This is a genomic window from Ligilactobacillus sp. MP3, assembly GCF_024436335.1.
Taxonomy (GTDB): Bacteria; Bacillota; Bacilli; order Lactobacillales; family Lactobacillaceae; genus Ligilactobacillus; species Ligilactobacillus salivarius.
Window position 1 is genome coordinate 1 of the sequence record NZ_JANFQI010000006.1, and the last position, 24858, is coordinate 24858.

23 protein-coding genes are annotated in these 24858 nt (G+C 32.2%); 21 read left to right on the top strand and 2 right to left on the bottom strand.

Going from position 1 to position 24858, the window contains the following annotated elements:
* Positions 1–324 precede the first annotated feature (324 nt).
* From NOU10_RS05555 to rpoD, 7 genes are all read left to right on the top strand, one after another.
* On the top strand, positions 325–1656 hold the full coding sequence (locus NOU10_RS05555; RefSeq protein WP_255906258.1) for a PTS transporter subunit EIIC: 1332 nt from the start codon (positions 325–327) through the stop codon (positions 1654–1656).
* Positions 1657–2544, top strand: a complete 888-nt coding sequence (locus NOU10_RS05560; protein WP_255906259.1) for an alpha/beta hydrolase — start codon at positions 1657–1659, stop codon at positions 2542–2544. It begins immediately after the preceding gene.
* A 63-nt stretch (positions 2545–2607) separates the two neighbouring features.
* Positions 2608–3165 (top strand): hypothetical protein, encoded by a 558-nt coding sequence (locus NOU10_RS05565; RefSeq protein WP_255906260.1) that lies wholly within the window; start codon positions 2608–2610, stop codon positions 3163–3165.
* Between the two features lie 414 nt (positions 3166–3579).
* Positions 3580–4497, top strand: a complete 918-nt coding sequence (gene glyQ, locus NOU10_RS05570; RefSeq protein WP_003700278.1) for a glycine--tRNA ligase subunit alpha — start codon at positions 3580–3582, stop codon at positions 4495–4497.
* Positions 4497–6578 (top strand): glycine--tRNA ligase subunit beta, encoded by a 2082-nt coding sequence (glyS, locus tag NOU10_RS05575; protein WP_255906261.1) that lies wholly within the window; start codon positions 4497–4499, stop codon positions 6576–6578. Before glyQ ends, glyS begins: the two co-directional genes overlap by 1 nt.
* A gap of 180 nt (positions 6579–6758) precedes the next feature.
* The gene (dnaG, locus tag NOU10_RS05580; RefSeq protein WP_255906262.1) at positions 6759–8612 is read left to right on the top strand and encodes a DNA primase; all 1854 of its coding nucleotides are present in this window, start codon (positions 6759–6761) and stop codon (positions 8610–8612) included.
* 24 nt (positions 8613–8636) lie between these two features.
* Positions 8637–9743: an RNA polymerase sigma factor RpoD gene (gene rpoD / locus NOU10_RS05585; protein WP_034983182.1), complete on the top strand. Its 1107-nt coding sequence runs from the start codon at positions 8637–8639 to the stop codon at positions 9741–9743.
* Between the two features lie 270 nt (positions 9744–10013).
* On the opposite strand, the gene NOU10_RS05590 is transcribed toward rpoD, so the two are convergent.
* Entirely contained in the window at positions 10014–11579 is a 1566-nt protein-coding gene (locus NOU10_RS05590) for an Nramp family divalent metal transporter (RefSeq protein ID WP_160993529.1), read from the bottom strand.
* A gap of 179 nt (positions 11580–11758) precedes the next feature.
* Here NOU10_RS05590 and NOU10_RS05595 point away from each other — a divergent pair, with 179 nt between their 5' ends.
* The 4 genes from NOU10_RS05595 (at position 11759) to cmk (ending at position 15550) form a co-directional block, all read left to right on the top strand.
* Complete coding sequence (locus tag NOU10_RS05595; RefSeq protein WP_255906263.1) at positions 11759–12799, top strand: helix-turn-helix domain-containing protein; 1041 nt, start codon at positions 11759–11761, stop codon at positions 12797–12799.
* Complete coding sequence (locus NOU10_RS05600) at positions 12786–14231, top strand: ATP-dependent DNA helicase RecQ (protein WP_255906264.1); 1446 nt, start codon at positions 12786–12788, stop codon at positions 14229–14231. The genes NOU10_RS05595 and NOU10_RS05600 overlap by 14 nt, the downstream gene beginning before the upstream one ends.
* A gap of 61 nt (positions 14232–14292) precedes the next feature.
* Positions 14293–14844: an SAG1386/EF1546 family surface-associated protein gene (locus tag NOU10_RS05605; RefSeq protein ID WP_161022372.1), complete on the top strand. Its 552-nt coding sequence runs from the start codon at positions 14293–14295 to the stop codon at positions 14842–14844.
* A gap of 31 nt (positions 14845–14875) precedes the next feature.
* The gene (gene cmk / locus NOU10_RS05610; RefSeq protein WP_003706313.1) at positions 14876–15550 is read left to right on the top strand and encodes a (d)CMP kinase; all 675 of its coding nucleotides are present in this window, start codon (positions 14876–14878) and stop codon (positions 15548–15550) included.
* 51 nt (positions 15551–15601) lie between these two features.
* Here the strand turns inward: cmk and NOU10_RS05615 are convergent, their stop codons facing one another.
* Entirely contained in the window at positions 15602–16450 is an 849-nt protein-coding gene (locus NOU10_RS05615; RefSeq protein WP_255906265.1) for an N-acetylmuramoyl-L-alanine amidase, read from the bottom strand.
* Positions 16451–16646: 196 nt separating this feature from the next.
* Between NOU10_RS05615 and NOU10_RS05620 the strand changes: the two genes are divergently transcribed.
* The 10 genes from NOU10_RS05620 (at position 16647) to dltD (ending at position 24856) form a co-directional block, all read left to right on the top strand.
* Entirely contained in the window at positions 16647–17612 is a 966-nt protein-coding gene (locus tag NOU10_RS05620; protein ID WP_255906266.1) for a PhoH family protein, read from the top strand.
* Between the two features lie 15 nt (positions 17613–17627).
* Entirely contained in the window at positions 17628–18107 is a 480-nt protein-coding gene (gene ybeY / locus NOU10_RS05625) for an rRNA maturation RNase YbeY (RefSeq protein ID WP_255906267.1), read from the top strand.
* Positions 18085–18501, top strand: coding sequence for a diacylglycerol kinase (locus NOU10_RS05630; RefSeq protein WP_069469266.1), 417 nt, complete (start codon positions 18085–18087; stop codon positions 18499–18501). The genes ybeY and NOU10_RS05630 overlap by 23 nt, the downstream gene beginning before the upstream one ends.
* Before the next feature lie 15 nt (positions 18502–18516).
* The gene (era, locus tag NOU10_RS05635) at positions 18517–19419 is read left to right on the top strand and encodes a GTPase Era (protein ID WP_255906268.1); all 903 of its coding nucleotides are present in this window, start codon (positions 18517–18519) and stop codon (positions 19417–19419) included.
* Positions 19420–19485: 66 nt separating this feature from the next.
* A complete protein-coding gene (gene recO, locus NOU10_RS05640) occupies positions 19486–20268 on the top strand; it encodes a DNA repair protein RecO (protein WP_034983167.1) in 783 nt (260 codons plus the stop codon).
* A gap of 169 nt (positions 20269–20437) precedes the next feature.
* Entirely contained in the window at positions 20438–20587 is a 150-nt protein-coding gene (locus tag NOU10_RS05645) for a teichoic acid D-Ala incorporation-associated protein DltX (protein ID WP_003706303.1), read from the top strand.
* Positions 20588–20602: 15 nt separating this feature from the next.
* The gene (gene dltA, locus NOU10_RS05650) at positions 20603–22129 is read left to right on the top strand and encodes a D-alanine--poly(phosphoribitol) ligase subunit DltA (RefSeq protein ID WP_255906269.1); all 1527 of its coding nucleotides are present in this window, start codon (positions 20603–20605) and stop codon (positions 22127–22129) included.
* On the top strand, positions 22129–23331 hold the full coding sequence (gene dltB, locus NOU10_RS05655; protein ID WP_014568414.1) for a D-alanyl-lipoteichoic acid biosynthesis protein DltB: 1203 nt from the start codon (positions 22129–22131) through the stop codon (positions 23329–23331). Before dltA ends, dltB begins: the two co-directional genes overlap by 1 nt.
* A gap of 20 nt (positions 23332–23351) precedes the next feature.
* Positions 23352–23579, top strand: a complete 228-nt coding sequence (gene dltC, locus NOU10_RS05660; protein WP_003701982.1) for a D-alanine--poly(phosphoribitol) ligase subunit 2 — start codon at positions 23352–23354, stop codon at positions 23577–23579.
* 2 nt (positions 23580–23581) lie between these two features.
* A complete protein-coding gene (gene dltD, locus NOU10_RS05665) occupies positions 23582–24856 on the top strand; it encodes a D-alanyl-lipoteichoic acid biosynthesis protein DltD (protein WP_255906270.1) in 1275 nt (424 codons plus the stop codon).
* Positions 24857–24858: the final 2 nt, after the last annotated feature.

Below are 24858 nucleotides of genomic sequence, written 5' to 3' on the forward strand. Positions count from 1 at the left end.
TTTACGCTCCCAAGTGAAACTAGCACCAGTAAATTGAGTAGGGAACACAAAATAGAAATTAGATTATTATGAAAAAGAGAATAGAATAGACTTAGATAATATTTTTCATTAGAAAGTATTTTACAGTGAGTTACTTGGAATTTCTCTTATAACTGCTTTTATAAATTTTGGTATAAATCTCAGTGTCAGATTTGATGACGACCGTTTTTTTTAATATTTACATACGCTCTAATAACCTTACTTTTCTAACAATCTCCATATTGCAATTGCCCAACGAATAACTATAATTAGACTTAACATAAAGAGATGAATGTAGGTGGTTTAATGTATGACATTTTGGCAATCCAAAATAAATGGGTCAACAAGTTAGTTTGGCTTCGGCGGCGTGTTATTGTAAGAGCAGTGCAACGAACCTTGCTATCCTTGTTTCCGTTTGCTCTTTTAGGAAGCATCGCCAGAGTTGTTTCAATTTCATTTTTATCAGACAAGGGGTTTATTAACAGTATTCTTGCGATGCCTAAATGGTTTCCGGATTCCCGTTTAGTAAAGCTATTGTTCAATAATTTTGCGACCTTTACAATTGGTATTTTAGCTTTGCTAGCAGCGTACTATTGTGCCAAATATACAGCTGAATTTTACCGAAAAGATCAGCAAGTAGCAGGTATTACAGGTTTGATCTCTTATTTATTCGTATGTATGGTAAATGTTTCTGAAAATGGGGACGGTATTATTAATTTACCAGTAGACGCGATGATGTTAGGGGCAGACGGAATCCTTTTAGGCCTATTGGTTGGTTACATAACAGGACAAATTTTCCGAAAGTTTGGAGGCATTGATTTAAAAAAGACTAAAAGTCATTCGCCAAATGTATTAGAGAAGGCATTTAATTCACTTTTAGCAATTATACTTTCTTTTTTAGTAGCAATTGTCATTAATGGATTATTATATCTATTTTTTAGATATGGTGTATACGATGCGATCGCTGATTATGTAACAAACATTTCCCTTAAACATAGCAACTTTTCAATGACGTTATTCGGAACTTTTGTCACAACAATTTTTGCCTGGTTAGGATTTAGTGGACCTTATCAATATCGTTCATTTGTAGATGATAATACCTCCGTTGAAAATCTTAATTACGCATTGAAATATCACTCTGTTTGGGGTGTACCACATCCATTCTCAGAATATTCGCTCTACCACAGTTTTGGAACTTTTGGTGGAATTGGCTCAATTTTAGCTCTGATTGTAGCGATCTTAATTGTTTCTGGGGCAGGAAGTTATCGTCGCGTTGGTGTGTCTGGCCTAATACCAACACTATTTAATAGTGGGACTTCTGTCATGATAGGACTCCCAGTGATGTTTAATCCTTTATATTTAATACCGTTTATTCTTACTCCAATATTGAATATAGTAATTGCAGCTCTAGCTATTATTGCACATATTATGCCACCAGTTGTTTATCCAGTACCAATGGGGACACCTGGACCTTTAGTAGCTTTTATCGGTACGGGAGGAAATTTTGTAGCTCTAATAATTGGAGTTATTGTTTTTTTTATCGATATTATAGTCTATATTCCTTTTGTTAGACTGAACGAACAAATATGGTTGAAAATGCAATATATTTATTTGCAAGAAGAAAAGGAGGGCGAGTAAATGACTAAAAAACGAACAAGAATTATCTTATTTGTGACCTTAATTTTTATCATTCTACTCGCAATTCCTTCTTATTTTTGGACTAAGAGTAATATCAAAGAGTTAAATGCTTTCTACAACTCTAAACTTTCGCCGGTAATTATGATTCCAGGAAGTTCAGCCACAGAAAATAGATTTGATACTTTGGTAACAAAACTCAATCAACATACTAGAAATAAACATAGCTTGTTGAAGGTTAAAGTTTGGAATAATGGAAAAATTACCTATAAGGGTAAAATTAGGGCTAATGACAATGAACCAATTATTGTAGTGGGATTTGAAAATAATAAAGATGGTTATAGCAATATAAAGAAACAAGCACGCATGTTTAATCAAGCATTCGCAGCATTGCAAACTCGTTATAAATTTAATAATTTTAAAGGAATTGGTCATTCTAATGGTGGATTAATATATACTGACTTCTTAGAACAGTATTTCAATGAGTATAGTCAAGTTGAGATTAAACGACTAATGACAATTGGTACACCGTATAATTTTGATGAAACGTCTATTTCTAATAAAACAGAAATGTTGGCAGACTTTATTGCGAATAGAGAAAGTATTCCAACCAATCTTACTGTTTATTCGGTGGCAGGGACTGAAACCTATGATTCTGATCGATTAGTACCGGAAAGTAGTGTTTCAGCTGGTAAATATATTTATCAAAAGCAGGTTAAGCATTTTACTGAAATAACTGTTACAGGAGAAGATGCGGAACACTCTGACTTGCCACAAAATGATGAAGTTGTAAGTTTGATTGAACGCTACATGCTTGATAGTCAAAATCAAGGAATGAATCGAAAAGGAAAGAATCCACAAGATAACTTACAAAAACAAGATAAAAAATAGATAGTTATGCCGGTTAAAAAACTGGTATGACTATCTTTTTAATTTGGCAGAAGAATAAGTGCCATGATTTCAAGATTCTTTATGTTAGGTGCAAGCATGTCTTATTTCTTTTTAATGCCACAAGCGTTACAAAGAGTTTTTGTATTTACACCATTGATGGCATCTATCTCATTTTTACCATTAACTGTTATACAATTTATTGTTTCCTTGTATATTCCTCGCTTAACAGCACGATTTTCTAATACATCAGTATTAATTTCAGGTGTTGTTGTTGATACCTTAGGTTTTGTTTTGGGAAATGTAATTGGTATTAATAGTGGTTATTGGTGGGGAGTAGCATTTCCAATGATCTTTTTAGGTATGGGTCAAGGTTTGATCATAGGTCCAGCAACGGTTGCTGGAGTGGCTGGAACTTCTGATGAGATTGCTGGTGCTACATCAGGAGTTGTCAATACTTTCCAGCAAATCGGTGGTGCAGTCGGATTAGCTTTTATTTCAGCAATAGTCAATGGATTGAACGGTGCTAATGTAATAATAGATCAAGCTCAATTTTGGATGGTAGTCTTAGCAATTATTATGACAGTTGCTGCTATAAATATCTTACGTGGAAAGCATGAGTAAAGAGCGTTAACTACTTCTTAAAAAACTGTAACTTTTTAGATAGTTTAGAAAAATAAGGACGAGCTAGATTATAAAGAGCAGAAATAAAATTTAAATAATGCATAGTAAAAGTTATTGAATTTTATTTCAAATATGCTATACTCTAAGCATTGAATAAAGTAAACATTGATGAAAAAGGGACTATTCATAAGAATAGGTACAGCGAGTCTGGATAGTGTAAGCAGATGTTATTCTGAATAGTTTGGCGTTTTCGGAGTTTATACGAATTAAGTTGCTAGTTTAACTAGAAGTAGGGTGGAACCGCGATGACGAAAGATCGTCCCTATGTAACCAGAGGCGTTGCATAGGAACGGTCTTTTTCTTATGCAACGAGTTTGATTAGCTTTCGAATCATTTATTCAAAGGAGTATTGTAATGACAAAGAAATTAGCATTGCAAGATATTATTTTAACGTTGCAACAATTTTGGGCTAAACAAGGCTGCATGTTGATGCAATCATATGATACTGAAAAAGGTGCCGGAACAATGAGTCCTTATACATTCTTAAGAGCTATTGGACCAGAACCATGGAATGTTGCCTATGTAGAACCATCACGTCGTCCTGCTGATGGTCGTTATGGTGATAACCCTAACCGTTTATACCAACATCATCAATTCCAAGTTTTGATGAAACCATCTCCAAGTAACATTCAAGAACTTTACCTTGATAGTTTACGTGCCTTAGGTATTGAGCCTAAAGAACATGATATTCGTTTCGTTGAAGATAACTGGGAAAATCCATCTATGGGTTGTGCCGGTGTTGGTTGGGAAGTATGGTTAGACGGAATGGAAATCACTCAATTTACTTACTTCCAACAAGTTGGTGGTTTAGAAGTTAAACCAGTTGCAGCTGAAGTAACATACGGTCTAGAACGTCTATCATCATATATCCAAGATGTTGATTCTGTTTATGATTTAGAATGGGCTGATGGAGTTAAGTACGGTGACATCTTTAAAGAACCTGAATATGAACATTCTAAGTATTCATTTGAAGAAAGTAACCAAGAAATGTTACTAAACTTATTTGATACATTCGAAACAGAAGCTAAGAAGCAACTTGCAAATGGATTAGTTCATCCAGCTTATGATTATATTTTGAAATGTAGTCATACTTTCAACTTACTTGATGCTCGTGGTGCAGTATCTGTAACAGAAAGAGCTGGTTACTTATCAAGAATTAGAAATATGGCTAAATCTGTAGCTAAAGTATTCGTAGCTGAAAGAAAGAAACTAGGTTACCCATTAATTAAAGATGAAAAACTAAGACAAGAGTTACTAAAGGAGGAAAAATAATGGCTCATACATTTTTACTAGAAATCGGACTAGAAGAAATACCAGCACATGTTGTTACTCCTAGTGTTAACCAATTAGTACAAAAGACAACAAAATTCTTAAAAGAACAAAGAATAGATTTTGATGAAGTTATCCCATATTCAACTCCACGTCGTTTAACAGTAAAAGTAACAGGTTTAGCTGGTAAACAAGCTGATATTGAAGAAGAAGCTAAGGGTCCTTCAAAGAAAATTGCTTTAGATGACGAAGGTAATTGGTCAAAAGCTGCTCAAGGTTTCGTTAGAGGTCAAGGCGTAACCGTTGACGATATCTTCTTTAAAGAATTAAAAGGTACAGAATACGTATATGTTAAGAAATTTATTCCTGGTAAGCCAGTTGCTGAAGTTTTGACAGGAATGAAAGATGTAGCGATGGACTTAAAATTCCCTACAATGATGCGTTGGGGATCCAATGATTTTGAATATGTTCGTCCAATCAAGTGGTTAGTAGCTTTATTAGATGATGAAGTAGTACCATTTGAAATTCTAGATATTAAAACAGGTCGTACAACTCAAGGACATCGCTTTTTAGGTGAAGCAGTTGACGTTCCATCAGCTGACAAGTACTTAGAAACATTAGAAACACAAAAAGTAATTGCTGACGCTGGAGTTAGAAAAGCAGAAATTCGTAAACAAATTGATGCTTTAGCAACTGAAAATAATTGGAACATTGTTGTTGATGAAGACTTATTAGAAGAAGTTAATAACTTAGTAGAATATCCAACAGTTTTTGCTGGCAAATTTAAAGAAGAATACTTACAAGTTCCAAATGAAGTTTTAATTACTTCCATGAAAGATCACCAACGTTTCTTCTACGTAACAGATAAAGAAGGTAACTTATTGCCAAACTTTGTATCTGTTAGAAACGGTAACAAGGATTACTTAGAAAATGTTATAGCTGGAAATGAAAAAGTATTAACTGCTCGTTTAGAAGATGCTAAGTTCTTCTATGAAGAAGATCAACAACATACAATTGCTGACTATGTTGAAAGATTAAAGAAAGTTATGTTCCACGATAAGATCGGTACTATCTATGAAAAGATGGAACGTGTAAATCTATTAGCTAAGTTCCTAGGAAACAAGCTTGGTTTATCTGAAACTGAATTAAAAGATTTAGACAGAGCATCCATGATTTATAAGTTTGACTTAGTAACAGGAATGGTTGGTGAATTTTCTGAACTTCAAGGTATTATGGGTGAAATATATGCTCGTCTACAAGGTGAAGATGACAATGTAAGTACGGCAATTCGTGAAGAATATATGCCAACAAGTTCTGAAGGTGAATTACCTCAAAGTAATGTAGGTGCAGTATTATCAATCGCTGACAAATTAGACAGCATTCAATCATTCTTTGCTGCTAACATGATTCCAAGTGGTTCTAATGACCCATATGCATTACGTCGTCAAGCTTTAGGTATTATCAGAATTGCTTTAGATAAAGGTTGGGAGATTTCTCTACCAGTATTGCATGCAGCAATCAATGATGCCTTTGCTAAACGCGATGACCTATACAAGAATACAAATCCTGCCGATAATGCAGCAGAAATGGATGAATTTGTAAATGATCGTCTAGCACAAGTATTAAGTGGTAATAAGTTACGTCGTGATATTCTAGATACAGTAGTAGCTAGAGCTGATATGCCATTTATCCAAGCATTACAAGCTGCACAAGTTTTAAGTAAACATGCAGAAGATGATGACTTTAAAGAAGTTATTGAAGCTTTAACTCGTGTTACTCGTTTGGCTAAGAAAGCTCCAGAATTTGGTAGCGATGCTGTAATTGACAGTACTTTATTTGAAAATGATACTGAAAAAGTTCTTGCTGATGAGTTTGCTAAGGTTGAAGCTGGTTATGGCGATGCAGAAATGAATGAAAAATTTGCTATTTTAAGTTCATTGAAAGACAGCATTACAGCTTACTTTGATGCTACTATGATTATGGCAGATGATGAAAAAGTTAAGAATAATAGATTATTGCAATTGGTTAAGATTGCTGAGTTAACAGAAGATTTCGGATCATTAGATAAATTAATTGTAAAATAATACACTTAACGATTTTTATAAATATGATATATAAGAGTTGAAAGGATTTTATGTGCCTTTCAACTTTTTTATTAATGAAAGTATTTTGCTTTACATTTACATAAAAATAGTTTATTATATATCTTGACTATACGCAGTGGGTGTAGTGCGCACTTTTTTGTTGAAGTGAGGTGAGTTAGATTGGCGAGATTAATTCCAGAAGCAACGATTGACGAACTAAGAAGTAATGTCAATATTTTAGATGTTATTAGTCAGTATGTACAATTGCATAAATCCGGTAAAAATTGGTTTGGAATCTGTCCTTTCCATTCAGAAAAGACACCATCATTCTCGGTAAATGAGCAAAAGCAAATTTTTCATTGTTTCTCTTGTCACCGTGGTGGAAATGTTTTTAAGTTCATTATGGAATTAGAGGGATTATCTTTTCCTGAATCAGTTCAAAGAGTTGCTGAATTAGCAAATTATGATTTAGGAATTTCTATAGATAATTCTGGAAATCAAAATGAAACTTCTGAAAATGGTAAAATTAGGAAATTATATAAGGAAACAACCAAGCTATATCACCATATTTTAGTTAATACAGAGTTGGGAGAACCTGCTTTAGAATATCTGCATAAACGTGGTATTAAGGATGATTTAATCGAAGAATTTGAGATAGGATTTGCCCCTGAAAATAACATTTTAGAAGCCTTTTTTAAGGAGCAAAAATTATATGATTATCAGATTTTACGAAAATCAGGTCTTTTTATTGAAAGACAAAGTACAGAGCTTGTAGAAAGATTTAATGGTAGGGTAATGTTTCCTATTCGAGACACATCTGGACAAACGATTGCTTATTCAGGAAGATTGTTAGAGAAAAGAGATGATGCTCCTAAGTATTTGAATTCTCCAGAAACTGCTATTTTTAATAAACGTAAAGTTTTATTCAATTTTGATAAAGCAAAAGGTATTATTCGACGTGAAAAAGAAGCAATTTTATTTGAAGGTTTTATGGATGTAATAGCAGCTTATCGATCTGGTGTCAAAAATGGAATAGCATCGATGGGAACGAGTTTAACTGATGAACAAATCCAAGCTTTAAATCGGGTAACTTCGCATTTGGTAATTTGTTATGATGGCGATAATGCAGGACAAAATGCAACGAAACGTGCTTTAGAAATCATTGAACCAACTGGAAAATTTAGCTTAGAAGTTATCAAAATTCCTGAAAAACTAGATCCTGATGAATTTACAAAAAAGTATGGTAGTGAGAAGTTTGTTGAATTAGCTCGAAATGATCGTAAAAGTCCATTAGATTTTTATCTAAGTTATTACGAACAAGATAAGAATCTAAATAATGAAAATGATCAACTAGAATACATTCGTGATATTTTACAAGAAATAGCAAAAGTTAGAGATTCTTTGGAACAAGACTTATATCTGAATCGTTTAGCACAAAGGTTTAATGTCGCCAAAGAAAATTTAGACTCACAACTTAGACAAATTCGTGAGAAAATATTTGCTCAAAGAGCTGAAAAGCAAGAAGAACAGAATTATCAGGCTCAGCAAATACCTAGGACAGTTATCCAGAAAAATGAAGTACAACATTTTTCAAAGGCAGAGAAAGCAGAACGCTTATTATTATATCGAATGTTACATGATAAAAATGTTTGGTTGAGAATTAATGGTATACCAGATTTCAATTTTATCCATGAAAATTATCAAGTCATCTATAATCTGAGTGAAGCATATTTTGACACACATGATGAGTATGAAGTTGCTGATTTCTTAGATTTTATCAATGAAGATGGATTACGCCAAGTTGTAGTTACATTGGAGATGGGTGACTATGCTGATGAGGTAAGTGAGCAAGAAATTAATGATTGTTTGAGTTTGATAATGAGCCAAACACCATTAGAGGATAAAATAAAAAAAGTTCAAACTGAAATGTTAGAAGCAAAACGTCAAAATGACACAGCAAAAATAACCAAGCTAACAATGGACTTGATTTCTTTATTAAAAGAACAACAAAATGCTAAGTCATTAACAATATAGGAGGAATTTATCTTGGCAAAAGAAATTTTAGAAAATAACCCTGCATTCACAAAAGCTTTACGTGATTTAATTCGTGAATATAAGCCACAAAAACAAGTTAATTATAAGGTACTTACAGATAAGTTAGTTACACCATTTAAGTTGGATGCAGATCAAATGGATCAATTAATTGGTTCTATTGAAGATAGAGGGATTTCTGTTGTTGATGAAAATGGTGAACCAAGTGCTCACAGTTTGAAGGCAGCTACAAAAGAAGCAGAAAAGGCAGAAAATGATAAAGATGTTTCTGCACCATCTGGGGTTAAGATTAATGACCCCGTACGTATGTACTTAAAAGAAATTGGACGAGTAAACTTGTTGACTGCTGACGAAGAAGTAGCTTTAGCTTTGAAGATTGAAGAAGGAGACCAAGAAGCTAAGCAACGTTTGGCAGAAGCTAACTTACGTTTGGTAGTTTCTATTGCTAAGCGTTATGTAGGTCGTGGTATGTCCTTCTTGGATTTAATTCAAGAAGGTAACATGGGGCTTATGAAAGCTGTTGAAAAGTTTGATTATCGCAAAGGATTTAAATTTTCAACATATGCAACATGGTGGATCAGACAAGCAATTACTCGTGCTATTGCCGATCAAGCACGTACAATCCGTATTCCAGTACACATGGTTGAAACAATCAATAAGTTAATCAGAATTCAACGCCAAATGTTGCAAGATTTGGGTCGTGAACCAATGCCTGAAGAAATTGGTGCTGAAATGGATATGCCAACTGAAAAGGTACGTGAAATCCTAAAAATTGCTCAAGAACCAGTATCTTTGGAAACTCCTATTGGCGAAGAAGATGATTCTCATTTGGGAGATTTCATTGAAGATCAAGATGCAACAAGTCCAGCTGAACATGCAGCTTATGAATTGCTAAAAGAACAGCTTGAAAGTGTGTTAGATACATTAACAGATAGAGAAGAAAATGTTTTACGTCTACGCTTTGGTTTAGACGATGGGCGTACAAGAACACTTGAAGAAGTAGGTAAGGTGTTTGGTGTTACACGTGAACGTATTCGTCAAATTGAAGCTAAAGCATTAAGAAAATTACGTCATCCATCTCGTTCTAAGCAATTAAAGGACTTCTTAGAATAAAAATCAAGTAACAGAAGATAATCGCAGACTCTCTTTGGAATAGATGTATTAATAAAAAAATCTATTCTGAAGAGAGTTTTTTAAATTTGTTAAAAGAAGGAGAAATAAATATATCAACAATATCTGCATGCAAAACAATGCAACTATAAATTTATTAAAAATAAAATATCCATATATCATAAACACAACAAACAGCTATATTTGCTTATTTCTATAAAAAAAGAACTTCCATTTGAGTCAGTTAAGATCGGAAGTTCTTTTTAATTGATTCTATTTATTATGTTTTTTAGCTTGTTCAGCTGCAAAGCGTTTATTACCTAAATGTAATTCAACTAATGTCCAAATTAGTAAAGCAATAATAAGCACAATTAATATATAAGCTACTGTGTGTGCTAAGCCAACTTTGTCAGCTGGGAAGAAAGGTTCAAGGTTTTGTGGCAAACCAATCATATTTAAGTAAGTTAGAGAAATAACTGAAATCCAACCAAGGATATTAATCCATAATCTGTTCTTAAATCTTTCACCCATTTCAACTTTGCTACCTGTCATAATAATAAGAGGTAACATTGAGAATGGAAGGGCAAAGGCTAAGAATACTTGTGAGTTATTCATTAAATTATTTAATGCTTCATGTTCTTCAATTGTACTCTTACCACTAGTTAAGGATACACAGATAAGTACTGGGATTACAGATAATAAACGAGTAATTAATCTTCTAGCCCAAAGTGGCATTCTCAAATGGATAAATCCTTCCATAATAACTTGTCCAGTTAAAGTACCAGTAATAGTGGAGTTTTGACCTGAAGCTAATAAGGCAACTGCGAATAAAGTAGATAAAATACCAGTTCTAGCAGCAGCAGCTAAAAGGCCATTACTCATAACGCTTGTATCGGATAATGCTTGATATAATCCAAAGAATGAAGGATCTTCAACAGCACCAGATTTGAAAACAGCAACCCCCATGATAAGAAGAAGGGAGTTTACAACAAAAGCTAAACCTAATTGAATGTTGGAATCCCAAGCTGTAAAACGAACAGCATTAGCAATGTCATCTTCATTATTACGATCAAACTTACGTGTTTGAGAAATTGCAGAGTGAAGATATAAGTTATGAGGCATAACTGTTGCTCCGATAATACCTAAAGCACCATTTAATGGAGACATGTCATGTACAACTGGATGTTTAGCAAAAGTTTCAGATGTTGGAATTAATCCTTTAAATACGCCACCCCAGTCAGGATTTGATAAAGCAACTTGATAAACAAAAACAAAAAGAATAACAAAAATCAAACAAACAACAATAGCTTCGATTTTTCTAAATCCGACTTTAGTAAGTAATAAAAGGAGTAATACGTCAAAAACAGTAATAAATACGGCAATAATTAACGGAATATCAAATAATAAATACAAGGCAATTGCCGCACCGATAACTTCAGCAATATCAGTAGCCATGATAGCCAACTCAGTTAAAATCCAAAGTACAATACCTAATGCTTTACTAGTTCTAGCACGAATAGCTTGGGCCAAGTCCATTTGGCTTACAATACCCAGTTTAGCAGCCATATATTGTAACAACATGGCAATTAAACTTGATAGTAAGATAACAGACATCAATAGATATTGAAAGTTTTGACCACCAGTAATAGATGTTGACCAGTTACCTGGATCCATATAACCTACAGCGACTAAGGCACCAGGTCCGGAATATGCAAATAAAGTTTTCCAGAAACCCTTGCCTTTAGGAATTTCTACGGTACCATTGACTTCTTCAAGTGATTTACCGTTAGCATATTGAATCATCTTATGCTTTTTATGATTATTTTCATTGTTTACCACAGTGAAAACCCACCTTTCTTTTCATTATAATGGTAGTATACACCATTTTTTTACACTTTAAAAGATATTTTTAGGTCTACCTTAACTTTTATTATTGTAAATGGAATTTACTAATTTTCATTTTAGTTGGGAAATTTTAAAATTTAGCGTATTATATTAATACGAGGGGTGATTTTTAGATGGTAGAATTACGATTATTGGATTTCTTTTCAATCGATCAACCCAGGAGACAGGCGGTATTACGCCAGATTCTTAAAAATAAAGTAACAAGTTCTTCAATATACTGGGGATTGAGATATAATTATTTATCCTATCTAAATGTTTTTCCTGAATTGAATGAAAAAAACTACGATCGAGCAATTGCGCAGTTGATAGAAGAAAATTATCTGAGTAAAAAAGATAACAATTTACTTTTAACTATTAAAGGACAACAGGCTTTAGAGGAATTTAAGCAACAACACTATTTTATCGATAAGCCTCAATTGTTTAATAAATATGATTTGAAACTATGGAAAGAAATTCTACGACTTATGATACAAGTTTTATCAGAATTAAGTTTTGAAAATCGCCGATATTATGTAGTATCTCAGAATTTAAAGGCTCAATTTTACATTAAAAAGTGGCTCTACCAAGAAAAAAAGAAAGTATTAATACCACAATTTAAAGAATACTTATTAGATTTTTTGGAATCTCAACCTAAAGATAAAAGTGATATTTTCATGAATTCCTTTGTTGGCCATGGATTACCAGGATATACTATTGAGCAATTAAGTGAACTTACAGGGTTAGCAACTACTGATATACAAATTGTCATCGCTGATCTATCCTTAAAATTCGCTGACTACCTTAATCAAAAAGGTGGTAATTTTTCAAAAATTGTCAATCTGGTAGCAAGGTCTCAGGGATTGCCGACTAGTGTAGAGGAGACTTACACTCTATTACAAAAGGGCTTTACTGTAGAAAAAATAAAGCAAATAAGACGACTTAAGGAAAGTACTATACAAGAACATTTAATCATTGCCTCAATCTTGTCGCATAATTTTGATTATCATCAAGTACTTATCTCTGAAGACTATCGTATTTTACAAAACATATATTCTGATGATGATCTTGATGATTGGAAATATCAGGATTTAGAATTGTCAGGGCACCAAATGCCTTTTTATAAATTTCGTATATATCAAGTGCAACGGAGCAAATTAAATAATGATAGAACATAATTTAAAATTTTATTTAAAGAAATATTTTGGATATTCTTCCTTTAAAGAAGGACAGGAAGAAGTTATCAAAGCTTTAATTGATCAAAAAGATGCAGTTGCTATTTTACCTACTGGAACTGGTAAATCAATGTGTTATCAGTTAACTGGGAAACTTCTTGATGGAACAGTTATAATTGTTTCACCATTACTTTCATTAATCCAAGATCAAGTAGAGCAATTACGATTTCAAGGTGAACGTAGAGTTTTAGCTTTAACCTCTAATTTGACTTATTCTGAAAAAAATTACGCCTTACAGAATTTGCATACATATAAGTACATTTATTTGGCTCCAGAAATGTTTCAAAATAATGAAGTACTAGCAAGATTACAACAACAAAAGATCAGTTTGTTTGTAGTTGACGAAGCTCACTGTATTTCACAATGGGGGCCAGACTTTAGGCCGGATTATTTAGAGTTAGGTAAGATACGTGAAAAATTAGGTAATCCACTGACATTAGCTTTAACAGCAACAGCATCGCAACAAACAATTAATGCAATCATGTCGGGACTAGAGTTGGATCAATCAGCAACTAAAGTTGTTCGAAAGTCTGTAGATAGGGAGAACATTTTTTTAAGTGCTTTTAAATTTAATAATGAACAAGATAAGTTAGAGAAGTTGTTTGACTTATTAAATACGATAAAAGGTCCAGGCTTGATCTATTTTTCTAGTAAAAAGAAAGCCAATGAGATAACTGAAAAGATAAAAGTAAAAACTTCATTAAAAGTAGCAGCATATCATGCTGATTTAGATATGAATGATAGATTTATTATTCAACATCAATTTTTGGATAATAAGTTAGATTTAATTTGTGCAACTAGTGCTTTTGGAATGGGGATAAATAAAGAAAATATTAGATATGTTATTCATTATCACTTACCAGGAGAATTAGAATCGTATATTCAAGAAATTGGTAGAGCAGGACGAGACGGTAAACAAAGTATAGCTATTTTGCTCTATCAAAAAGGAGACGAAGGAATTCAACAACAATTATCCCTCAACAATATTCCAGATAATCAAATGATAGATTATTACATAAATAATAAACAGCAATTTGCCGAAACAGACAATGAAAGCATTCAATTACTTAATAAAATAAGTAACTTATATTCATCTAAAGAAGAATTACAATCTTTTTTCTTGCAGAGGAAACGACAAAAGTTTAATTCATTGCAGCAAATGCTACAGTATGTTGATACTAAAGAATGTAGAAGGCAGTATATTTTAGATTATTTTGAAGATGATAAAAAAATTGACCATCATGAATTATGTTGCCAAAAACTAAATGATGATTTACCATTAGAAGAACTAGGGTTAATTTTTGATAAAAATGAACAAAAATCTCTAAAGATTGAAGAATTTTATAAAATAATTGATGAAATTTTTAGAACTTAAAGCATTTTTATTGATAAGTTATGGTAAAATGATTGTTGGTATATGTGAGGAGGCGGGATGAATGAATAATAAAAATGATGAAAAACCTTGGGAAAAGACATTTGAAGAAGATCGTGATGAACAGGGTAACTATTCACGAACAGCAAATCGTAGAAATGCCAAAAATAATACAATGTTGACAACATCACTTCTAATCATTTTTATAGTGATAATTATTGGAACAATTGCATTGTATTTTATATCACAGAAATCTGAATCTAAGCCTGCTAGTAGCTCTCAAATTAATACAGTGGTTACAAGTAAAAAGGCTAGTGTGAAGGAAAAAACTGCTACTAGTAAGAAAAAGAAAAGTAATACCAAAGATAAATCATCTGTTAAAAGCGTAGATGCAACTGAAGATACAACTACTACTGATAGTCAAGAAAGTACTGTTAGTGAATCTAGTAGTTCTTCTAGCTCTAGCAATAGCGAAGCTAAATACGTAACAGTTTCTTCTGGACAAGGAATTTATCGAGTAGCTGTTAATAATGGTCTAACTGTTGATCAATTATTACAATTAAATCCAGGTATGGGCTCAAACTTAAACCCTGGACAACAAGTACGTATTAAATAATAAAAAGAACAAATATTGGAGTTGGAATTAAGTGGTTAAAAAACTACAAATAGCAATTGATGGACCTGCCTCTGCTGGTAAGAGTACTGTAGCTAAATTAGTAGCTAAGAAATTAGGATATATTTATTGTGATACTGGAGCTATGTATCGTGCTGTGACTTATGCTGCATTAAAGGCAAATATTTCATTAGATGATGACGCAGCTTTAAAGAATTTATTACAAGATTTCAAATTGGAATTTGTACCGGCTGAACCTGAACAAAAAGTTTTTGTTAATGGAGAAGAAGTTACACAAATTATTCGTACTCCAGAAATTACTAATAATGTATCGTTAGTTTCGGCACAACCAAGTGTTAGACAAGACTTAACTCATCGCCAACAAGAAATTGCTGATAACGGTGGTATTGTTATGGACGGTCGTGATATTGGTACAACAGTATTACCAAATGCTGAAGTAAAAATCTTCTTAGTTGCTAGTGTTGAACAAAGAGCATTAAGAAGATATAAAGAAAATGTTGCTAAGGGTATTGATACACCGTTAGAAGTGCTTGAAAAAGAAATTGCTGAAAGAGACTATAAAGATTCTCATCGCAAGATTTCTCCATTAGTTCAAGCTAAAGATGCTGTTAAGGTTGACACAACACCGTTAACAATTGATGAAGTTGTTAATGAAATTATGAATATTATTGAAGAACGCAATCATTAATAATGTAAAAATAAAAGTCAAAGAATACCAATTTTGATATTCTTTGACTTTTTAGTTTTGATCAAAATATGTATCTAATCCTTGTTTAATATCATCAGCAACACTATCTTGATAACTAGTAGAAGTAATTCTTTCGAAATCTCTATCTGAATTAATATATCCCATTTCAAGTAAAACTGCTGGTACAGTATTTTCACGAATTACAAGAAAATCACCAAATTCAACCCCACGATTTTCTAATTTTAAGTATTTTAATTTACTGTTAATGTCTTGTGCTAATCTCAAAGACGTTTTCTTGTGATAATAGTAAGTAGTATATCCTGACCCCATGTTATTTTCTGGAGCAGAGTCAAAATGAATACTAATAAAGGCATCCGCATGTATATTTTCTGCTAGTTGTGGCCGACTATTCAAACTTACAAAACTATCATCATCTCGAGTCATATAGACCATCGCTCCAGCCTTTCTTAATCTTTCTGCTAATTTTTTAGCATAGATAAGTGTATATGTCTTTTCATTCTTATTTGTACGAGATAGGGCACCTGAATCAGAGCCACCATGTCCAGCATCGATTACGATAGTAGCATCTGATAAACTAGTAATTTTATTTTGTTGTTGAAAGTTCCAATCTTGAATCCAACCAACTTCTCCCTCTGAAGTTTTGACTTTTTTCCAATGATATTTAGTTGAAAGAACTGTAACACGATCGCCCATATTTAAAGTACCTAGGTTTTTGCTAGATGTGTTATAAGATTGATATATAATTGCTTTATTAATCAGTGGTACCTGACGAATATAGTGAACAGTTCTGAATGTTAATATTGAAAATAGGATAATAATTATAAGGTATAGGATTTTTAAATCTATTCGAGATAATAGAATTTTTTTATAATCTTTCATAGTTCATTAACTCCCATAAAGTTTCGTATGTTAGTAATTATACGATAAGATTGGACAATGATAAATTACAGATTAGTTAAAAATAATAAATACATAGTCCATCTTTAGTAAAATTTTATAAGAATAAATATCTAGCCCTAATCTTTAAAGTATGCTATATTAACGATATATATGTATTTTATAAGGGGGATTTGGCTTGGCTGAATCACAAGTTGTAGAAAACGATTTTTATCTTAAAAATGCCAATATTGCACCTGCTTTATTTGGGATAAATGATAGCTATTTAAAACTCCTTGAAGAAAGTAAAAATGTAACCATTAACCCGTTTGGTGATTATATAAAAATTTCTGGTAATCAAGAAGATGTTATTGAAACTCAAGAAATATTAAGTGAGCTAGTGAAATTATTAAATCAAGGGATAAATCTGAGTGAAGCCGATATCGTTTCTGCAGTAAAAATGGCTGAAAAAGGAACATTAGAATATTTCCAAGATTTATATAGTAATACATTATTGAAAGATCGTGCTGGACGACCTATTAGGGTAAAGAATTATAGTCAACGTCAGTATGTACAAATGATTAAAAATAATGATTTAACCTTTGGTATTGGACCAGCCGGAACTGGTAAAACTTACTTAGCTGTTGTAATGGCAGTAGCAGCATTAAAACGTCGTGAAGTAGATAGATTAATTTTAACTAGACCAGCTGTGGAAGCAGGAGAATCACTCGGTTTCTTGCCTGGAGATTTAAAAGAAAAAGTTGATCCTTATCTTCGCCCAATATATGATGCGTTGAATTCAATTTTAGGTGCAGAACATGTTGAACGTCTTATAGAAAGAGGCGTTATTGAAATTGCACCCCTAGCTTACATGCGTGGTCGTACTTTAGATAAAGCATTTGTAATTTTAGACGAAGCTCAAAATGCTACTAGAGCACAAATGAAAATGTTCTTAACACGTTTAGGTTTTGGTTCTAAAATGATTGTCAATGGTGATGCTTCTCAAATCGATTTACCAAAGGGACATAGTCAAAGTGGTTTAGTAGATGCAGAGAATCGCTTAAAAGGTTTACCACATATTGCTTTTGTTAATTTTGACGCTAATGACGTTGTTCGTCACCCAGTAGTGTCCGAAATTATCCGTGCATATAAAAACAATAATTAACTAAGGAAGGTATAAATGGATTTAGAAATTTTTGATGATACTAATAGTGTACCTGCTGAAAAAATTCAGTTGGTTAAGGATATTTTAGAGTTTTCCGGAAAATATCTTGAACTTCCAGAAGATACAGAAATGTCTGTAACTCTTATGAATAATGAACAAATTCATGAGATAAATCTAAAATATCGTGGTGTAGATAAAGCAACAGACGTAATTAGTTTTGCAATCGAGGAAGATGATCCTGATGAACTTCCAATTATTTTACCAGACGATGTAGATTTTGAAGAACCTAAAAATATCGGTGATATGATGATTTCAATGGATAAAGTGAAAGAACAAGCTGAATATTTAGGTCATTCAGAATATCGTGAACTTGGTTTCTTAACTGTCCATGGTTTCCTTCATTTAAATGGATATGATCATATGAAAGCTGAAGACGAAAAAGTTATGTTCAAATTACAGAGAGATATTTTAGATGCCTATGGTCTCAAAAGATAAAAAGAAATACGTAACTAAATGGAAGAATCGTCGTTTTATCAAATCACTAACTTATGCCGTTAAAGGGGTTCAAACCGTCTTTAATGAAGAACGTAACTTCAGATTTGATGTTTTTGCTTTATGTATGGTTATCATTGGAGGCTTATTTTTTAAAGTTTCGATTGTAGAGTGGTTGTGGTTACTACTTAGCGCCACTTTAGTTTTGACAGCAGAAATTATTAATTCTGCGATTGAAAATGTAGTAGATTTAGCTACTGATCTAAAACCCAATAAGTTAGCTAAAAAAGCTAAGGATATGGGAGCAGCAGCCGTTTTGATAATAGCTATTTTTGCGACTTTAGTAGCAGCTATGATCTTTCTACCACGAATATATTTTTGGATATTAACATTTTGAAAGGACTTTTAATTAATGCAAAATAATTTTCATTCTGGATTTGTAGCAATTTTAGGTAGACCTAATGTTGGTAAATCTACCTTTTTAAATCGAGTAGTTGGGCAAAAAATTGCAATTATGAGTGATAAAGCTCAAACAACTAGAAATAAAATTCAAGGAATCTATACAGAAGACAATGCACAGATTGTTTTCATTGATACACCTGGTATTCATAAGCCACACAGTCGTTTAGGTGACTTCATGGTAGAATCTGCATTATCCACTTTAAATGAAGTTGATGCCGTATTATTCATGGTAAATGCAACTCAAAAACGTGGTCGTGGTGATGATTTCATCATTGAACGTTTGAAGAATGTTAAAAAACCTATTTATTTAGTAATAAATAAGATTGATCAAATTCATCCAGATAAGTTATTACAAATAATGGATGACTATCGCAATACTTTGGACTATGCAGAAGTATTTCCTATTTCTGCTTTGGAAGGAAATAACTGCCCAGAATTAATTGAATCTTTGGTAAATACTTTACCTGAAGGTCCACAGTACTATCCTGCTGATCAAATTACTGATCATCCTGAAAGATTTATCGCTGGTGAGTTGATTCGTGAAAAAGTCTTAGAATTAACGCGTGAAGAAGTCCCACACTCAGTAGCTGTTGTTGTAGATAAAATCCATCGCGAAGATGACGAAAAAGTTTTAGTTCAAGCTACAATTGTAGTGGAAAGAAACAGTCAAAAGGGTATTATCATCGGAAAAGGTGGTAAGATGCTTAAACAAATTGGTGTTAAAGCACGTAAAGATATTGAATTAATGCTTGGTGATAAAGTCTATTTAGAATTATGGGTTAAAGTACAACCCAATTGGAAAGATAGACAAGTAGATTTACAAGCACTTGGCTATAAACAAGATGATTATTAATAATTAACATAATAAAGCGTTGAAGAAAATCTTCTTCGCTTTTTTTGTAAGTAGGTGCATGAAAATATGATTTACAAGAATGTGGAATTTTCGGCAATTGTTACTAAAAGAAAAAATTATCGCGAACGAGATATGCTTGTTACTATGTTTACTGATAAGTATGGATTTAAAACTTTCTTTGTTAGAGGTGTTAGAAAGCGTGGATTTAAATTGGGAGCAGCAATTTTGCCATTTACGCATGGAACATACATAGGAAGTATTAATAGTGAAGGACTATCTTTTATAACAGCAACAAAGGGTATTGATCAATTTCAAAGTATTAACCAGGATATTATTTTAAATGCCTATGCAACTTATATTTTAGAACTTGTTAAAGCTGCTTTTGAAGATTCTATTGATGTAACCAATACTTTATGGTTTGAGAAAGTATTGAAAGCTTTAAGTTTAATCAATGATGGATTTGATGCTCAAATTATTACTAATATTATAGAAGTTCAATTATTGGGGAAATTTGGTGTACAACCTAATTGGCGATCTTGCGTTATTTGTGGAGAGACTCAGAGCCAGTTTGATTATTCTGAAAGTTATGGTGGTATTCTATGCCGAAAACACTGGTATATGGATAAGAACAGGTTAAATTTAGATCAAAGGACAATGTATTATTTACGCAAATTTAGTATTGTAGATTTAAACTATCTTAACTCAATTAAAGTTAATGAAGATACTAAAAAAAGGTTAAAATTAACATTAAATGAGATTTATGATAACCAAGTAGGTATCTATGTAAAAGCACGAAGTTTCATTGATAAAATGATGAAAGTTGAGAATGATTTATTGAGAAAAGATTAAGTTAATAATTATCAGTTGATTGTTAATATTATAAATCATATTCTATAAATATAAGATAATTTTAAGAATTATAGTATTGTAATATTTCTGTAAAAGTTGTAATCTTATTAGTTGAAAAGACAAAAGTCAAAATTTGTCTTATCTTTAATTCTAGGGAGGTATGAGGGGAATGCGAGAGAGATTAGGAGAGCTAATGCAAAAAGATGCAGTTAAATTTGTAGGTAGAACCATCTTTTACTTTTTAATTTTAGCAGCATTAGTTTACCTATACAGTTATAGTGGTATCGATCAACCACATTTCATCTATAACGAATTTTAGTTAGGAGATATATTAATGAATATTATTAAAAAGATTGATAATTGGGGAACTACCTCTCCCAATAAAATCGCCTATGACTATCTAGGCACCACAAATACTTATGCTGATTTAAAAAATTATTCTGATAAATTAGCTACATATTTAAATCAGTTAAACTTAGATACCAAAAATCCAATTATGGTTTTTGGTGGACAAGATTTTAATATGATTGCTACATTTTTAGGAATTGTTAAAGCTGGTTATGCTTATATTCCTGTTGATACACATTCACCAGTAGAAAGACTAAATGTTATCAATGACATCGCTAAACCAGCTGCATGTATTGCTGTTGAAGAACTTCCTGAAGGTTTTAACGGCCTTGAAAGTTTACCTATTGTAGATCAAGCTAAGTTAGAAGATATCTTCTCAAATGGCAACGTAGTAATAAATGAAGAAAAATATGTTAGTGGAGATGATAATTTCTATATTATCTTCACATCTGGAACAACTGGTGTACCTAAGGGTGTACAAATTAGTCATGATAATTTGTTAAGTTTCTTAGATTGGATGGAAAAAGACTTTGGAATTAAAGAAGATGTAAACTGCATTTCTCAACCTCCATATTCCTTTGATTTATCAGTGATGGACTTATATCCAACTCTTACTAGAGGTGGAAAATTATCAGTTCTTCCCAAAGAAACAACCGATAATTTTAAAGAATTATTTGCTACTTTACCAAAGTTGCATGCTAATGAATGGGTTTCAACACCTTCTTTCATGGATCTATGCTTGTTAAATCCAGCATTTAATGAAGAAAATTTACCAGAATTAACACATTTTCTGTTCTGTGGTGAAGAATTAACTCATCAAACAGCACAAAACTTGCATACACGTTTCCCTAATGGACATATTTTTAATACTTACGGTCCAACTGAAACGACAGTCGCTGTTACACAAGTTGAGATAACAGAACAAGTTTTAAATGATTATCCACGTTTACCAATTGGTATAACAAAAGATGATACAAAGATTGTATTGCTAGATGATAACTTAAAAGAAGTTGCTGCAGGAGAAGCTGGAGAAATTGTTATTTTAGGACCAAGTGTATCTAAGGGATATATCAATAATCCTGAAAAAACTCAAACTGCATTTATTGACTTCCAAGGTCAAAAAGCTTATCGCACTGGAGATTTAGGGCAATTTGATGATAATGGTCAATTGTTATACAAGGGTCGTATCGATTTCCAAGTTAAATTACATGGATTCCGTATCGAACTTGAAGATGTTGATCATCATCTCGATAGAGTTAGCTTGGTCTCTCAAGCAACAACTGTTCCAAAATACGATAAAAATCATAAAGTTCAACAATTGATTGCTTATGTCGTAGCTAAAGAAAATGATTTTGAAGATGAATTCAAATTAACTCAAGCAATCAAAAAAGAATTAAATGAAACAATGATGAGCTATATGATGCCTCAAAGATTTATCTATGTAGATTCATTGCCATTAACAAATAATGGTAAAATCGATCGTAAGTCTTTAATGAAAGAGGTCAATAAATAATGTTAAATTTGCAACCATATCAAAACCCAACTTATTTTGGTTACTTAGCAGTTGCTTTATTACCAATAATGATAGGCATATTATATGGTCGTCGCTTTAGATGGTATGAAACTCTGGTAACACTTGCTTTTCTAGTATTAACCTTTGGCGGTGATAAATGGTGGCAAGGGTTAATGTTGATCTGTTACATCATTTATGAAATGATACTAACTTTTGGTTATTTCAATTATCGAAAAAAGAAAAATAGTGGTGTTATCTTTGTTTTAGCAGTTATTTTATCTATTTTGCCATTAGTTATTGTAAAAATAACACCTGCAATAGATGCAGGTAAGGAATCGATCATTGGATTTTTAGGTATTAGTTACTTAACCTTTAAAACTGTTGGTATGATTATGGAAATCAGAGATGGAATTATCAAAGAATTAGGGTTATGGGAAACATTGCATTTTCTTTTATTTTTCCCAACAATCTCTTCAGGTCCTATTGATCGTTTTAGAAGATTTAAAAAGGATTACGATGCCGTTCCAGAAAGAGATAAATACCTATCACTTTTAGAAAAAGGTGTGCATTATATCTTTTTAGGATTCCTATATAAATTCTTGTTAGCTTATTTCTGGGGATCATACTTATTACCAATAGTAAGAATTCACGCTTTAGGACATGGTGGCATTTCTTGGTGGTTAGTTGCTTATACTTATGTATATTCCATGGACTTATTCTTTGACTTTGCAGGATACAGTTTATTTGCAGTTGGTACAAGTTACATCATGGGATACGAGACTCCAATGAACTTTAATCAACCATTTAAATCTAAGAATATTAAAGATTTCTGGAATAGATGGCATATGACTTTATCATTTTGGTTCCGTGATTACATTTATATGAGACTAGTTTTCTTCATGATGAAGAATAAACTTGTTAAAAGTAGAATAGCAATGGCTAACATTGGCTACTTAACTTTATTCTTAATTATGGGATTCTGGCATGGTGTAACTTGGTACTATATTGTTTATGGCATTTTCCATGCGTGTGCAATCATTATTAATGATGCTTGGCTAAGATTTAAAAAGAAACATCGCAAGTCAATTCCAAGTAATAAATTCACTGAATACTTTGCAATGTTCTTAACATTCAATGTTGTTTGTTTTAGTTTCTTGATTTTCTCAGGATTTTTAAATGAACTATTTTTTATGAATAAATAATTTGAAAGAGGTTTTTAAAAATGAAAGATACAGTTTTAGATATTTTAGAAGACTTAACAGGTAGTGACGAAGTAAAGAAAGACTTAGATGTAAACTTGTTTGAAACAGGTTTATTAGATTCAATGGCAACTGTTCAATTGTTGTTAGAATTGCAAACACAATTAGGTGTTGATGTACCTGTTTCTGAATTTGAACGTAGCGAATGGGATACACCTAATAAAATTATTGCAAAGGTTGAAAATAACTAATCATGAAGAAAAAACTATTTCTAATATTTGGACCACTAGTATTAGCAGCAGTCTTATTGGCAGTAGTTTTAGTAACACCATTTAATTTTACCAAACCAGATTCTAAAGAAATTCATGAAGCTTCTTTATCACAATCAAATAATATTTTCAAAGGAACTGCTGTAAAAAAAGCAGCCTTTGAACAAAATTATGTACCTTTCATGGGTTCTTCAGAATTATCCCGTATGGATGCCTTCCATCCAGCATCAATGGCTTTGAGATATCATCGAGATTATCAACCATTTTTACTGGGAGCAGCTGGTTCACAATCATTAACACAATTCTGGGGAATGCAAGGTGTTAATAATGAACTAAAAAATAAAAAAGTTGTTTTTATTATTTCTCCACAATGGTTTGTTAAGCAAGGGATAAATCCTGCTGCTTTCTCTATGTACTATTCAAATTTAGAAGCTGTTACTTGGTTAAGACAAGCAAATAATTCTAAAATGGATAGATATGCTGCGCAAAGATTGTTAAAAATACAAAAAAATCATTCAGATTCTTTTTTGAAAGATTGTATTGAACAAATTGCTAATAGTAAAAAACTTTCAGCTACTCAAAAAACTTATCTTGATTTGAAATATAATCAGTTAACTCATGAAGATCAATTTTTCTCAACTCTTTCTTTAAAAAATAGGGTGAAGAAAATTAAGAAAGCTAGTAAGAAACTGCCAGCTAAAGAAGACAACGCAGAGCTTGAATCTTTAGCAACTAAGTTAGGTGAGAAAGCAACTACTAACAATAATTTTGGTATTTCTAATAAGTTTTGGAATCGAGAGCTAAAAGATAAGTATAAACGTTTAAAGGGTGAACAAAGTAACTTTGACTACGTATCTTCACCAGAATTTGGAGATTTCCAATTGGTATTGAACCAATTCGCTGAAAATAATAATGATGTTCTCTTTATAATCCCACCAGTTAATGAAAAATGGTCTAACTATACAGGATTATCAAAGAGTATGCTTCGTCAATTTGATAAGAAAGTTACTTACCAATTACGTGAACAAGGATTTAATAATATCCTCGATTTAAGTAATGATGGCGGCAAGCCATACTTTATGCAAGATACTATCCACTTAGGTTGGCATGGTTGGTTAACCGTGGATAAATCAGTTAAACCATTTTTAGATGGCAAAGATAAAGTTAATAAGAATAATAATTACAAAATTAATAACTATTTCTACAGTGATCAATGGCAAAAAGCTGAAGGTCAAGAATTAAACAATATTATTAAATAATA